Source organism: Stenotrophomonas lactitubi (genome assembly GCF_002803515.1).
GTDB classification, from domain to species: domain Bacteria; phylum Pseudomonadota; class Gammaproteobacteria; order Xanthomonadales; family Xanthomonadaceae; genus Stenotrophomonas; species Stenotrophomonas lactitubi.
Window position 1 is genome coordinate 3,837,965 of the sequence record NZ_PHQX01000001.1, and the last position, 12,701, is coordinate 3,850,665.

14 protein-coding genes are annotated in these 12,701 nt (G+C 66.3%); 9 read left to right on the plus strand and 5 right to left on the minus strand.

Annotation, left to right across the window (positions count from 1 at the left end):
* Nucleotides 1–8 precede the first annotated feature (8 nt).
* Entirely contained in the window at nucleotides 9–863 is an 855-nt protein-coding gene (locus tag CR156_RS18070) for an ankyrin repeat domain-containing protein (protein ID WP_100553827.1), read from the plus strand.
* An 8-nt stretch (nucleotides 864–871) separates the two neighbouring features.
* Here the strand turns inward: CR156_RS18070 and yegS are convergent, their stop codons facing one another.
* From yegS to CR156_RS18090, 4 genes are all read right to left on the minus strand, one after another.
* Entirely contained in the window at nucleotides 872–1,804 is a 933-nt protein-coding gene (gene yegS / locus CR156_RS18075; protein WP_100553828.1) for a lipid kinase YegS, read from the minus strand.
* A gap of 258 nt (nucleotides 1,805–2,062) precedes the next feature.
* Complete coding sequence (locus tag CR156_RS18080) at nucleotides 2,063–2,545, minus strand: GNAT family N-acetyltransferase (RefSeq protein WP_100462742.1); 483 nt, start codon at nucleotides 2,543–2,545, stop codon at nucleotides 2,063–2,065.
* 12 nt (nucleotides 2,546–2,557) lie between these two features.
* Nucleotides 2,558–3,235: a ribulose-phosphate 3-epimerase gene (rpe, locus tag CR156_RS18085; RefSeq protein ID WP_046983681.1), complete on the minus strand. Its 678-nt coding sequence runs from the start codon at nucleotides 3,233–3,235 to the stop codon at nucleotides 2,558–2,560.
* Nucleotides 3,236–3,292: 57 nt separating this feature from the next.
* Nucleotides 3,293–3,622: a J domain-containing protein gene (locus CR156_RS18090; protein ID WP_025874605.1), complete on the minus strand. Its 330-nt coding sequence runs from the start codon at nucleotides 3,620–3,622 to the stop codon at nucleotides 3,293–3,295.
* A 141-nt stretch (nucleotides 3,623–3,763) separates the two neighbouring features.
* Between CR156_RS18090 and CR156_RS18095 the strand changes: the two genes are divergently transcribed.
* From CR156_RS18095 to CR156_RS18130, 8 genes are all read left to right on the plus strand, one after another.
* On the plus strand, nucleotides 3,764–4,690 hold the full coding sequence (locus CR156_RS18095) for a phosphoribosylaminoimidazolesuccinocarboxamide synthase (protein ID WP_165781007.1): 927 nt from the start codon (nucleotides 3,764–3,766) through the stop codon (nucleotides 4,688–4,690).
* A 183-nt stretch (nucleotides 4,691–4,873) separates the two neighbouring features.
* The gene (locus CR156_RS18100; protein WP_049467559.1) at nucleotides 4,874–5,359 is read left to right on the plus strand and encodes an Mpo1 family 2-hydroxy fatty acid dioxygenase; all 486 of its coding nucleotides are present in this window, start codon (nucleotides 4,874–4,876) and stop codon (nucleotides 5,357–5,359) included.
* 332 nt (nucleotides 5,360–5,691) lie between these two features.
* Complete coding sequence (locus CR156_RS18105) at nucleotides 5,692–8,520, plus strand: monovalent cation/H+ antiporter subunit A (protein WP_100553829.1); 2,829 nt, start codon at nucleotides 5,692–5,694, stop codon at nucleotides 8,518–8,520.
* Nucleotides 8,520–8,897, plus strand: a complete 378-nt coding sequence (locus tag CR156_RS18110; protein ID WP_100553830.1) for a Na+/H+ antiporter subunit C — start codon at nucleotides 8,520–8,522, stop codon at nucleotides 8,895–8,897. Before CR156_RS18105 ends, CR156_RS18110 begins: the two co-directional genes overlap by 1 nt.
* Nucleotides 8,894–10,429: a monovalent cation/H+ antiporter subunit D gene (locus tag CR156_RS18115; protein WP_089237390.1), complete on the plus strand. Its 1,536-nt coding sequence runs from the start codon at nucleotides 8,894–8,896 to the stop codon at nucleotides 10,427–10,429. Before CR156_RS18110 ends, CR156_RS18115 begins: the two co-directional genes overlap by 4 nt.
* Nucleotides 10,426–10,932 (plus strand): Na+/H+ antiporter subunit E, encoded by a 507-nt coding sequence (locus CR156_RS18120; RefSeq protein ID WP_025874599.1) that lies wholly within the window; start codon nucleotides 10,426–10,428, stop codon nucleotides 10,930–10,932. The genes CR156_RS18115 and CR156_RS18120 overlap by 4 nt, the downstream gene beginning before the upstream one ends.
* Nucleotides 10,929–11,213, plus strand: coding sequence for a K+/H+ antiporter subunit F (locus CR156_RS18125; protein ID WP_025874598.1), 285 nt, complete (start codon nucleotides 10,929–10,931; stop codon nucleotides 11,211–11,213). Before CR156_RS18120 ends, CR156_RS18125 begins: the two co-directional genes overlap by 4 nt.
* The gene (locus CR156_RS18130; RefSeq protein ID WP_100553831.1) at nucleotides 11,210–11,596 is read left to right on the plus strand and encodes a Na+/H+ antiporter subunit G; all 387 of its coding nucleotides are present in this window, start codon (nucleotides 11,210–11,212) and stop codon (nucleotides 11,594–11,596) included. Before CR156_RS18125 ends, CR156_RS18130 begins: the two co-directional genes overlap by 4 nt.
* 141 nt (nucleotides 11,597–11,737) lie before the next feature.
* Here CR156_RS18130 and CR156_RS18135 read toward each other — a convergent pair whose 3' ends face one another.
* The gene (locus tag CR156_RS18135; RefSeq protein ID WP_100553832.1) at nucleotides 11,738–12,697 is read right to left on the minus strand and encodes a sodium:calcium antiporter; all 960 of its coding nucleotides are present in this window, start codon (nucleotides 12,695–12,697) and stop codon (nucleotides 11,738–11,740) included.
* Nucleotides 12,698–12,701: the final 4 nt, after the last annotated feature.

The window sequence follows — 12,701 nt, forward strand, 5'->3', positions numbered from 1 at the left end:
GATCAGACATGGACGTTCACCTCCGACGCTTCTTTGTGCATTACGCCCTTCTGGCAGCAGCGCTGCTCCTGCTTTCGGGCTGCACGCCACAGTCAACGCATGGTGCCAGCGATTACTTCAAGGGAAGGGCACTTGAGCTGGCCGTTGCCAGCGAGCAAGGGGATGCCGAGACGATCACGCACCTGATAAAGGACGAAGGAGTCGATCCGGACAAGGTCTTCGCTCGTGATGCTGGAATCCCCCTGGTGGCGTGGCCTCTTCGGGCGAAGAATCTTGATGGGCTACGCGCCCTCCTGGACAACGGCGCAGATCCAAATGCCCGCGCCTACAAGGTCGTGGATGGCCGCAGACTTGGCTACAACAACGCCATGGTCTATGCCGCAAAGCTGGACGACCCGCGATACCTGCAATTGCTGCTTCAGCACGGTGGAGACCCCAACACGCGGAACTCAGCGGGCGAAACGTTGCTGTTTCAAGCCTTCATTGCGGGCAATCAGTGGGAAAACGTGAAACTGCTGATTGAGAATGGAGCGAACATCAATGAATCCAATCGCGGCACCGCCGACACAGTACTGAGCTGGTACACCACCCGGGGTGGATTCGAGCATGCCTATTGGCTGCTGGAACACGGGGCAGACCCTACGGTACTGCTGAAATCCTCCGTCGGCGCCCCCGACAGAATGCTGATCGCCGAGCACATCTTCTGGGGCATCACTACACCCGATCTTCTACCATGGCAGAGGAAGTGCCAGCAGTGGCTCGTCACACGCGACATCCCTCGTCCCCCGATGCCGAAAGGCATCCGCGACAAACGTGAAGCCTTCGGCTTCCCCACGAAGGAAGAAGACATTCCCCTGCTCTGATTCCTGTATCAGCGGCCGGAAAGCAGCACACAATCCTCCGGCAGGTGCATCCGCACCCTGCCCGCCACGCATTCGATGCGGAAGCTGCGTGCCTGCACCGGTTCGCCGTCCAGGTTCAATGTCAGCGGCTTCGGGGCGTCGATCTGCAACCACGGCAGCTGCGCGCGCGTGGCGACACGTTCAAGCGCCGCCTCCTTGCCGCCGGTCAGCATCTGTCCAAGGGTAGCGGCGACTTCACCGTCCAGTTCCGGCACCACGGTGACGTCCAGCAGGCCATCATCGATCAGCGCCTGCGGGCACAGCTGCTGACCACCACCGGCCTGGCGGCCGTTGCCGATACCCAGCGCGATGAACCCACCCTCCCACTGGAAATCCGGCCCGCTCAGGCGCGCGGTGATCGGTTCGATGCGACCGAGCTTGGCGATGCCGGTGATGACATAGGCCAGGCCGCCGAGCATCTTCTTCAAGCCCGCATCGGTTTCCACCGTGACCTGGGTACCGAAGCCGCCGCTGGCGAGGTTGGCGCACCACCATGGCTTGCCGTCGGCATCAACGCGCAGCAGGTCCATCGGACGCGGCGTGCCGCCGGCAATCAGTGCGAAGGCCTCCTGCGGCTCCACCGGAATGCCCGCAGCGGTTGCGAAATCGTTGGCGGTGCCCATCGGCACCAGCGCCAGCGACGGCAGCGCATCAGCCGGCTCGTCACGATGCGCCAGCGTCTCGGCCACCGCGCTGAGCGTGCCGTCGCCACCAGCCGCCACGATCACGTCCACACCATGGTCGATGGCCTCGGCCACGTAGCGCTCGGCGTCACCGTCTTCCCAGGTCACCCGCACTTCCAGCTGCACGCCACGGTCACGCCAGTGGCCCACGGCATCGCGCAGATCGTCGTTGCCTGCGGACTTGCCGTTGAGGATCAGGCGCCAGCGCGGTGTACTCATGCAGTTCTTCCAGGGAAAGGCGGCACAGGCTAGCAATCGGGCGTTCGTGGCCAGTGAAAGACGCTGGCAACCGTTCAGGTCAGATGGTTGGGCTCGCCAATGCAGGATGTCATGCAGATGTCATCGCCGGCCCGGAGAATGGAAGGCCATAGCAGGGACGACGGATGGAGGCAGGATCAGCCTCCCACGCATGCAGCAAGGCCACGCCAGTATTTGGCGTGGCTTTTTTTTGCCTGCCATGCGTGGATGCATTCCGCCTCAACCGTTGGCGAAATCGTGCAGCGCCTCACCTTCCAGCCGGTACACCGTCCACTCGTCCTGCGGCTTGGCGCCGGCTGCGGTGTAGAAGTCGATGGCCGGCGTGTTCCAGTCCAGCACCGACCACTCGAAGCGGCCGCAACCTTCAGCCACCGCCTGGCGGGCGATGTACTTCAGCAGCGCCTTGCCCGCACCGGAGCCGCGCTTTTCCGGGCTCACGTACAGGTCTTCGAGGTAGATGCCCTTGCGGCCCAGCCAGGTGGAATAGTTGTAGAAATACACCGCGTAGCCGATGGCGTCGCCGTTCGCCTCGCAGATCAGCGCGCGGGCGGTGGCGTCAGCGCCGAACAGGCTTTCGGCGATGCCGATTTCATCGGTCTGCACCGAATGCTCGGCCTTCTCGTAGATCGCCAGTTCACGGATGAAGCGCAGGATCAGGCCAGCGTCGGCGACGGTGGCCGGGCGGATGTTCAACACGGCCACCGTGCTCATGGCTCAGCCCCGTGCCGCGGCGACGTTGGCGCGCATCTGCGCGATCACGTCCTGGTAGCTGGTCTTGGCGTTGAAGATGGCCGAGCCGGCGACAAAGGTATCGGCACCAGCGGCGGCGATCTCACCGATGTTGTCGGCCTTCACGCCACCGTCGATCTCCAGGCGGATGTCACGGCCGCTGGCATCGATCTTCTGCCGCACCACGCGCAGCTTGTCCAAGGCCGAAGGAATGAACGCCTGGCCACCGAAGCCCGGGTTGACCGACATCAGCAGCACCAGATCGAGGTCGTCCAGCACCCAGTCGAGGATGTCCACCGGGGTGGCCGGGTTCAGCACGATGCCCGGCTTGCAGCCCAGCGAGCGGATCAGCTGGATGGTGCGGTGCACGTGGCGGCTGGCCTCCGGGTGGAAGCTGATGTAGGTGGCACCGGCCTCCGCGAAGTCCGGGATGATGCGGTCCACCGGCTCGACCATCAGGTGCACGTCGATCGGTGCGGTGACGCCGTGCTTGCGCAGCGCCTGGCAGACCATCGGGCCGATGGTCAGGTTGGGCACGTAGTGGTTGTCCATCACGTCGAAATGGACCCAATCGGCGCCAGCGGCCAGGACGTTGTCGACTTCTTCGCCCAGGCGGGCGAAGTTGGCCGAGAGGATGGAAGGAGCGATGAGGCAGTTGGACATGGCCGGGGCCTTCGGAACGGGGAAAGGGGTCTCCCGCCCGCAGGCGGGATTGTGGGGTCAGCGCTTGCGCAGAGTCTTGATGCGGTCGTAGGCGGCGTTGATGCGCCGCGACTTCTGCTCGGCCTGCTGCTGCAGCTCGGGGGCGGCGCCGCCCAGCTTGTCGGGGTGGTACTGGGAGATCAGCTTGCGGTAGGCGCGCTCGACCTCGGCATCGGTGGCCTCGGAGGTCAGTCCCAGCTCCCGGTACGGGTTTTCCTTGTTCAGGCGGAACCAGTCGCTGTCAAAGGCATGCCCCAGCAACAGGCCGACCACCGCGCCGAACAGCGGATTGGGCCGGAACAGCAGGGCCCCGGCGATGAATCCGAGCAGTTTTCCGTACCAGCGCATGGCGCTCCGGGGTCGGCCGACGAAATGGACGCTCATTTTACGTCACAGCGGGCCCGGACCGCTTTACACTAGGCCGCCCGCTGGTCAGCGGGCCCGCCGGGTCCGTTGGGCAGCCGTATCGACGAAGCCCCAGGAGTGCCCGTGCCAACCACGCTGTTGCAATCCGATCTCCCCGGCCTGCCCTTGCGCCACCGCGGCAAGGTGCGTGATGTGTTCGATATCCCGCGCGAGCGGCTGCCGGCCGGTACCCCGCCGGGGGACTACCTTTTGATGGTCGCCACCGATCGCCTGTCGGCGTTCGACGTGGTCCTGCCCGACCCGATCCCGGGCAAGGGCGAGATGCTCTGCCAGGTGTCCAACTTCTGGTTCGCCAAGACCGCGCACCTGATGCCCAATCACCTGACCGGCATCGACGTGGCCAGCGTGCTGCCCGAGGGCGTGGACGCGGCCCTGTACGCCAAGCGCGCGGTGGTCACGCGCAAGCTGAAGCCGGTACCGGTGGAAGCGATCGCCCGTGGCTACCTGATCGGCAGCGGCTGGAAGGACTACCAGCGCACCGGCAAGGTCAGCGGCATCGACCTGCCCGACGGCCTGCGCCAGGCCGAGCAGCTGCCCGAGCCGATCTTCACTCCCTCGACCAAGGCCGCCGTGGGCGACCATGACGAGAACATCGACTTCGACGCGATGGTGAAGACGGTCGGTGCGGAGATGGCCGAGCGCGTGCGCGACGCCACGCTGCGCATCTACAAGTTCGCGGCCGATTACGCGCGCGAGCGCGGCATCATCCTGGCCGACACCAAGTTCGAGTTCGGTACCGACGCCGATGGCCGCCTGTACATCATGGACGAGATGCTGACGCCGGATTCCTCACGCTACTGGCCTGCCGACGAGTACGAAGTGGGCACCAGCCCGCCGAGCTACGACAAGCAGTTCGTGCGCGACTACCTGGAGACGCTGGACTGGGGCAAGACCGCCCCGGGCCCGACCATCCCGGCCGAGATCATCGAGCGCACCCGCGCCAAGTACGCCGAGGCGCTGCAGCGCCTGGCCGGAATCAGCGTCGACTGATTCCCCTGCGCCCCCGGCCGGTCTGGCTGGGGGCGTTTCCTGCGCCCCCCGGCAGCCAGGCATGGCCTGGCTCTACTGTCGGTTTCCCGGGGTAGTGCCGGCCGCTGGCCGGCAACCTCGGCCAACCTGCCGCCAGGCAGGGCCTGGCTCTACTGGCGGCCCCGGCCGGGGTATGCTGGCCGCATGCAGACCACCACCCAGCTTGCGCGTCCGATCGACCGCTATTTCGCCAGCTACTCCGACGACCACCGCAATGTGGTCAACCAGCGCATCCACGTGGTCGCGGTGCCGGCGATCCTGTGGTCGGTGGTGGCCCTGCTGTGGTGCGTGCCGCCGCTGATCACCTGGTTCCAGTACGGCATCTGGTCGGCGTTCGCGATGTTCAGCGCCTGGTGCTTCTACAACAAACTGTCGCGCCCGCTGGGCATCGGCATGCTCATCCAGTTCTTCGTGTTCGGCTGCCTGTGCCGGCTGCTGGAAGCGGAAATCGGCCTGCACAATCTGCGCTCGCTGGCCATCGGCGTCTTCGTCGTCGCCTGGATCGCGCAGTTCATCGGCCACAAGTTCGAAGGCCGCAAGCCCAGCTTCCTGACCGACCTGACCTACCTGCTGATCGGCCCGGCCTGGGTGATGGCCAAGGCCTATCGCAAGCTCGACTGGCGCTACTGACCAGCGTCGCCGCATCGACGCGTTCGTTTCCTGAACGGGCAGATGCCATCACCCACGCTGCACGGCGCGCCTGCCAGCCTGCCGCGGTGACCTCCTCTCCTCGCCCCACCCGACGGCGGCGGTCCCTGTGCGACAGGGGCTGCGGTCTCCCTGCGTGGGCGTAGGGTGGACCCGTCAGCCAGGTCCTGACGGGTCATCCACGCGGCATGCTGCATCGCAGAAAAAATGAATCAGCGCACGTTACATGCAATTGATCGCTGTTCAATGGGTTTCGGCGACATTTGGCAGCCTGTTATGCTCCCTGACCTGCTCGTGAATCATGGATTCCCTGCATGCTCCCCAGCCTGCCCCTGCTGCTGGCCCTGCCGTTCCTCATGGCAGTGGCTGTCGCAGCCTTCCCCCGTAGTTCGCGCTCGACTGCTGCCTGGCTGGCGGCGCTGGCGCCGTTGGGCGGGCTGGCGATCCTCGCCTGGCTGACCCCATCGGTCATCGATGGCCAGGTGGTGCGCACGATGGTGCCGTGGCTGCCGCAGATCGGCCTGGACTTCACCCTGCGCCTGGATGGCCTGGCCTGGATGTTCGCGGGGCTGGTACTGGGCATCGGCGCACTGGTGGTGCTGTATGCGCGCTACTACCTGAGCTCGCAGGACAGCGCGCACCGCTTCTACACCTACCTGTTGCTGTTCATGGGCGCCATGCTGGGCATGGTGCTGTCGGGCAACCTGTTGCTGCTGATGATCTTCTGGGAAATGACCAGCATCAGCTCGTTCCTGCTGATCGGTTTCTGGTCGCATCGCCAGGACGCCCGCGAGGGCGCGCGGATGGCGCTGGTGATCACCGGCGGCGGCGGCCTGGCCCTGCTGGCCGGCGTGCTGCTGATCGGCCGCATCGTCGGCAGCTTCGATCTGGACGTGGTGCTGGCTGCCGGCGAGCAGATCCGCGCCAGCGCGCTGTACCCCTACGCGTTGTTCCTGATACTGGCGGGCATCTTCACCAAGAGCGCGCAGTTCCCGTTCCACTTCTGGCTGCCGCACGCGATGGCCGCGCCCACCCCGGTGTCGGCCTATCTGCACTCTGCCACCATGGTGAAGGCCGGCGTATTCCTGCTGGCGCGCCTGCATCCGGCGTTGGCCGGCAGCGATCTGTTCTTCTACACGGTCAGCGGCATTGGTGCGATCACCCTGCTGATCGGCGCCTGGAACGCGATCTTCCAGCATGACCTGAAGGGCCTGCTGGCCTATTCGACGATCTCGCACCTGGGCCTGATCACCCTGCTGTTCGGCCTGTCCACGCCGATGGCGGTGGTCGCCGGCGTGTTCCACATCCTCAACCACGCCACCTTCAAGGCCTCGCTGTTCATGGCCGCCGGCATCATCGACCACGAGACCGGCACCCGTGACATGCGCAAGCTGGGTGGCCTGCGCAGGCTGATGCCGTTCACCAGCGCGCTGGCGATCATCGCCTCGCTGGCGATGGCCGGCATCCCGCTGCTCAACGGCTTCCTGTCCAAGGAAATGCTGTTCGCCGAAGCGCTCTCGGCCGGCGGCACCGACACCATGCGCACGGCGGTGTCGATCGCTGCGCTGCTGGCGGGTGTGTTCGGCGTGGCCTACAGCCTGCGCTTCGTGCACGACACCTTCTTCGGCAAGGGCCCGCATGGCCTCGACCGCGTGCCGCATGAGCCACCGCGCTGGATGAAGGTGCCGGTGGAGATCCTGGTGGTGATCTGCGTGGCGGTGGGTATCGCCCCGGCACTGACGGTGGCGCCGGTACTGCACGCGGCAGCTGCCTCGATCCTCGGCAGCGCGATGCCCGAGTACAACCTGTCGATCTGGCATGGCTTCAACCTGCCGCTGGCGATGAGCGCCGCGGGCGTGGTCGGTGGCGTGGCCCTCTACTTCGGCCTGCGCAAGCTGATCGACCTGCATGGGGTGACCAACACCACGCCGGGGCGCAACGTCTTCCACCACCAACTGGACCTGCTGTCGGCCGGTGCGCAGCGGTTGACTGCCGGCATCGCCAACGGCAGCCTGCAGCGCATGCTGCTGGGCCTGGTGCTGGTGGCGATCGTGGTTGCCGCCGCGCCCTACATCGCCAACCCGGCCTCGCCGAACTGGACCAAGCCGCAGCCGATACCGCTGCTGGGCTGGGCACTGTGGCTGGTGATGATGTCCTGCGCGGTGGCGACGCTGCGCATGTACAAGCAGCGCCTGCTGGCGGTGCTGCTGGTCGGCGGCGTCGGCCTGATGGTGGCGCTGACCTTCGTGTTCCTGTCCGCACCAGACCTGGCACTGACCCAGTTGCTGGTGGAGATGGTGACCTTGGTGCTGATGCTGCTGGGCATGAACTACCTGCCCGCACAATCGGGTCCGGAGCGGCCGCGCTGGCGCAAGCGCCGTGATGCGCTGATCGCGATCGTGGCCGGTGCCGGCCTCGGCGCGCTGGCCTACAGCGCGATGACGCTGCCGCCGAACACCATGGCCGGCGAACTGCTTGCCCGCGCACTGCCCGAGGCGTACGGCCAGAACGTGGTCAACGTGATCCTGGTCGACTTCCGAGGTTTCGATACCTTCGGCGAGATCACCGTGTTCGGCATCGCCGCACTGGTCGTGCATGCGCTGCTGCGCCGTACGCGGATGGCGCCGGAGCAGATCATGCCCGGCCCGCCGATCAAGCTGCCGGTACCGGCCGATCTGGCCCAGATCATGTTCCCGCTGACCCTGACGGTCTCCATCTTCCTGTTCCTGCGCGGCCACAACGCGCCGGGCGGCGGCTTCATCGCCGGCCTGGTGCTGGCCGTGCCGCTGCTGATCCAGTACGTGATCCAGGGCACCGCATCGGTGGAGTCGCGCTTCGGCTTCGACTACATCCGCTGCATCGGCACCGGCCTGCTGATCGCTATCCTCAGCGGTGCCGCCTCGATGCTGTTCGGCGTGCCGTTCCTGACCAGTGGCCACCTGGACCTGCACCTGCCGTTGATCGGCGATGTACCGCTGGCCAGCGCGATTGGTTTTGATATCGGCGTGTACCTGGTGGTGTTCGGTGGCGCGATGCTGATGCTGTCGATGATGGCCACCGTCAAACCCTCGCGGACGCGCACCGCGCGCAAGGGCGAGATCGACCTGCAACGCCGCTCGGCACGAACGGGGGAGATGCACTGATGGAACTGGCCCTGGCCTCTGCGATCGGCGTACTGACCGCCATCGCCATCTACCTGCTGCTGCGCGCGCGCAGCTTCGATGTGATCCTCGGCATGACCTTTCTGTCCTACGCCACCAACCTGCTGATCTTCGCCGGTGGCCGCGTGGTGCAGGGCAAGGCGCCGGTGCTGCAGGAAGGCGTGGAGAGCCACCTCGGCAACTACACCGATCCGCTGCCGCAAGCACTGGTGCTGACCGCCATCGTGATCGCGTTTGCGATGACCGCCGTCAGCATCGTGCTGGCCATGCGCAGCCGCAGCGACAACCACAGTGACCATGTGGACGCGCACGAGCCGGACGACGATGCACCGCCGCGCCGGGGCGAGGACCGCGCATGAATCATCTGGTGATCCTGCCGATCCTGGTACCGCTGCTCGGCGCTGCGCTGTCGCTGTTCGTCGAACACCGCCGCTATGGACCGAAGGTGCAGCGTGCCGTGGCATGGACATCGCTGGGCGCGCTGGCGGTGGTGGTCGGCCTGTTGTTTGCCGACACCGCAGGCGGCGACATCCGCGTGTACCTGCTGGGCGACTGGCCGTCGCGGCTGGGCATCGCGCTGGTCGCCGACCAGCTGTCCGCATGGATGCTGCTGACCACCCTGCTGCTGGCCATTCCCTGCCTGCTGCATGCGTGTTCGGGGTGGGACCGGCGCGCACCGCACTTCCATGCGCTGTTCCAGTTCCAGCTGGTGGGCCTCAACGGCGCCTTCCTGACCGGCGACATTTTCAACCTGTTCGTGTTCTTCGAGGTGATGCTGATCGCCTCCTACGGCCTGCTGCTCAGTGGCGGCCGTGGCCTGCGCATGCGCATCGGCCTGCACTACGTGGTGTTCAACGTCACTGCCTCGACCCTGTTCCTGATCGCACTGGGCCTGCTGTACGCCTCGCTGGGGTCGTTGAACATGGCCGAGCTGTCGCAGCGCATTGCCGAAGTGCCGCCGGCGCAGCTGACCCTGGTGAAGGCGACGATGGGCCTGTTGCTGCTGGTGTTCTGTGCCAAGGCCGCGCTGATGCCGCTGTACCTGTGGCTGCCCGAATCGTATGCGCGTGCACCGGCGGCGGTAGCGGCGCTGTTCGCGATCATGACCAAGGTGGGCCTGTATGCCGTGCTGCGCATCCAGATGCTGTGGTTCGGCGAGGATGCGGGTGCGATGGCCGGCTACGGCCGCGACTGGCTGCTGTGGGCCGGCGTAGCGACGCTGGTGCTGGGCGGCCTGGGTGCGTTGGCCGCAGCGCGCCTGCGCGTGCTGATTTCGTATCTGGTGATCGTCTCGGCAGCGACGCTGTTCATCGCGTTCTCTGTCGGCACGCCGAAGGTGCTGTCTGCCGGCCTGTACTACCTGCCGCACAGCAGCTTCGTCGCCGCCGCACTGTTCCTGGTCGCCGACCTGATCCGACGCCGCCGTGGCGGCGCCAGCGACCGCAAGGAAGTGATCGCGCCGATGCCCGGCAAGGAGACGCCCGCCGTGCTGTTCCTGATTGCGGCGGTGTCGGTGGCCGGTCTGCCGCCACTGTCAGGCTTCCTGGCCAAGGCCGCGCTGTTGGCCGGCATGCCCGCGCAGTACACCGGCGCGGTGTGGACGGCAGTGCTGGTCAGCAGCCTGCTGGTCATCATGGGCCTGACCCGCGGCGGCATCCGCCTGTTCTGGCGCGTGCCGCTGCCTGATCCCGATGCACCGCCACCGCGCAAGGCACCACTGCGCCGTGTCGAGCTGTTTGCCGCTTGCATCCTGCTGGCGTACGGCATCGGCATGACGCTGTTCGCTGCCCCGCTGATGCAGCACACCGACGCCATCGCCACCCAGCTGCTGCAGCCGGGCGATTACGTGCAGCAGTTGCGCGCGACCACGCCGGAGATCCGCCAGCCATGACCGCCAAGCGTTCCCCGATCCGCCGCCTGCTGCCCTCGCCCGCGCTGAGCGTGATGGTGGTGGTGTTCTGGCTGCTGATGTCCGACAGCTTCACGCTCGGCCAGTTCCTGCTGGGCCTGCTGCTGGGCGTGGTCATTCCGCTGTTCGCTGCGCGCCTGGACCGCGAGTTCGCCCGCATCGGCACCCTGCGGCCGTTGCCGAAGCTGCTGTTCGTGACCCTGTGGGACATCCTGATGTCCAACATCCGCGTGGCCATCCAGGTGCTGGGCCCGGAAAAGAACATCCACCCCGGTTTCATCTGGCTGCCGCTGGACATCGCCAACATCCACGGCATCGCCGCGCTGACCAGCATGATCACGCTGACTCCCGGCACGGTGTCGGCCGCACTCAGCGACGACCGCAAGTTCCTGCTGGTGCACGTGCTGCACCTGGAAGACCCGCAGGAGCTGATCGACACGATCAAGCGCCGTTACGAAGCCCCGTTGATGGAGATCTTCCCATGACTGGATTCCAGATCATCCAGACCACCCTGGTGGTATGCATGCACGTGGTCGGCCTGGCCATGCTGCTGGCCACCTGGCGCCTGCTGCGCGGGCCGACCGTGCCCGACCGCATCCTTGCACTGGATACGCTGTCGGTGACCGCCATCGCCGAGCTGATGCTGTTCGGCATGTACCTCAATTCGGCGATCTACTTCGAGGCGGCGTTGATCATCGCCATGCTCGGCTTCGGCAGCACCGTGGTGCTGAGCAAGTTCGTGCTGCGCCGGGACATCGTCGAATGATCACCTTCATCCAGATCGCGCTGTCGATCCTGCTGCTGTTCGGCTGCTTCTTCATCCTGGTCGGCGCACTGGGCCTGGTGAAGCTGTCCACCTTCTTCAAGCGCCTGCACGCACCGACCAAGGCCAGCACGCTGGGCGTGGGCTGCGTGCTGGTGTGTTCGGTGTGTTACCACATCTTCCTGGGCCAGGACCCGCAGCCGCGCGAGCTGCTGATCACCGTGTTCCTGTTCATCACCGCGCCGATCAGCGCACACCTGATGGCCAAGGCCGCGCTGTCGCTGCTGATGGAAACGCGCCCCACTCTGCCGGGCAACGAGCGTGCGGAAGAAGAACAGCTGCCGCCGCCGGAACCGGAGCGGGAAGAGGAAACCACCGTGCGTTGACCGTGGGTGCCGACCGTTGGTCGGCACTACCCCGGATAACCGCCAGTAGAGCCAGGCCATGCCTGGCTGCGAGTTCGCCGAGGTTGCCGGCCAGCGGCCGGCACTACCGGGTCCACGCGCGGGGTGGATCCATCGCAGCGGTCAGACCGGTGTGACCAGCGCGATTTCCAGCCCCAACCAGGCCACGAACGCCCCCAGCAATACTGCACCTTCGATGCGGCTGATGCGCAGGTCGCCGCGCAGCATCGGGTACAGCACCAGCGCGAACGCCAGCAGCGCCGGCAGTTCGAGGCGTACGAACGAGGCCGGCAGCGCCAGTGGCTGCATCAACCCCATCGCACCGATCACCAGCATCAGGTTGACCACGCTGGAACCGAGCACGTGGCCCAGCACCATGTCGCCGTGACCACGGCGCGCTGCCGCGACGGCGGCTGCCACCTCCGGCAACGCGGTGCCGATCGCCACCGGCAGCAGACCGACCAGCAGCGGCGTCCAGCCCAGCGCAGCACCAAAATCAGCAGCAGCACCGACCACCAGGCGCGCGCCCCAGTACAACGCCAATGCGGCAATCAGCACGCGCAGCACATTCAAGGGCAGGCTGGTGCGGCTCAGTGCCGACTCGGCGATGATCGCCTGTACCTCGGCGCTCTCATGGCGCCCGCGTCGCAGCAGCAGGAACTGCACCACCACGAACCCGGCCACCAGCACGCCAGCCTCCCAGCGCACCAAGCGGCCATCGAGCCCGAACACGATCAGCAGCAGACCCGCGGCCAGCAACGCCCACCACAGCACGACCTGCAGACGCGCGCGCAGCAGCAGCGGGGCGACCATCGCCGCCACCGCCAGAGTCAGGCCGAGGTTGACCACGCTGCTGCCGACGGCGTTGCCCAAGGCCAGCTCCGGCTGGCCCACCACCAGCGCGCGGGCGTTGACCGCCAGCTCCGGCAGCGAAGTAGTGATGCCCAGCAACAGCAGGCCGGCGGTGAATGCACTGGCACCGAAGCGCTGCGCCAGGCCGGAAACGGCTTTGACGATGGAGTCCCCGCCCAGGGCCAGCAACAGCAGGCCGAGCAGGAACCAGGCAATGGCAATGGCGATCATCGAG

What these genes read in the sequence shown, in the direction of transcription:
- CR156_RS18120 (WP_025874599.1), top strand. Translation starts at nt 10,426, where the DNA reads ATGACCGCCAAGCGTTCCCCGATCCGCCGCCTGCTGCCCTCGCCCGCG.
- CR156_RS18090 (WP_025874605.1), bottom strand. Translation starts at nt 3,622, where the DNA reads ATGCGCTGGTACGGAAAACTGCTCGGATTCATCGCCGGGGCCCTGCTG.
- CR156_RS18105 (WP_100553829.1), top strand. Translation starts at nt 5,692, where the DNA reads ATGCTCCCCAGCCTGCCCCTGCTGCTGGCCCTGCCGTTCCTCATGGCA.
- CR156_RS18100 (WP_049467559.1), top strand. Translation starts at nt 4,874, where the DNA reads ATGCAGACCACCACCCAGCTTGCGCGTCCGATCGACCGCTATTTCGCC.
- yegS (WP_100553828.1), bottom strand. Translation starts at nt 1,804, where the DNA reads ATGAGTACACCGCGCTGGCGCCTGATCCTCAACGGCAAGTCCGCAGGC.
- CR156_RS18130 (WP_100553831.1), top strand. Translation starts at nt 11,210, where the DNA reads ATGATCACCTTCATCCAGATCGCGCTGTCGATCCTGCTGCTGTTCGGC.
- CR156_RS18125 (WP_025874598.1), top strand. Translation starts at nt 10,929, where the DNA reads ATGACTGGATTCCAGATCATCCAGACCACCCTGGTGGTATGCATGCAC.
- CR156_RS18115 (WP_089237390.1), top strand. Translation starts at nt 8,894, where the DNA reads ATGAATCATCTGGTGATCCTGCCGATCCTGGTACCGCTGCTCGGCGCT.
- rpe (WP_046983681.1), bottom strand. Translation starts at nt 3,235, where the DNA reads ATGTCCAACTGCCTCATCGCTCCTTCCATCCTCTCGGCCAACTTCGCC.
- CR156_RS18070 (WP_100553827.1), top strand. Translation starts at nt 9, where the DNA reads ATGGACGTTCACCTCCGACGCTTCTTTGTGCATTACGCCCTTCTGGCA.
- CR156_RS18135 (WP_100553832.1), bottom strand. Translation starts at nt 12,697, where the DNA reads ATGATCGCCATTGCCATTGCCTGGTTCCTGCTCGGCCTGCTGTTGCTG.
- CR156_RS18110 (WP_100553830.1), top strand. Translation starts at nt 8,520, where the DNA reads ATGGAACTGGCCCTGGCCTCTGCGATCGGCGTACTGACCGCCATCGCC.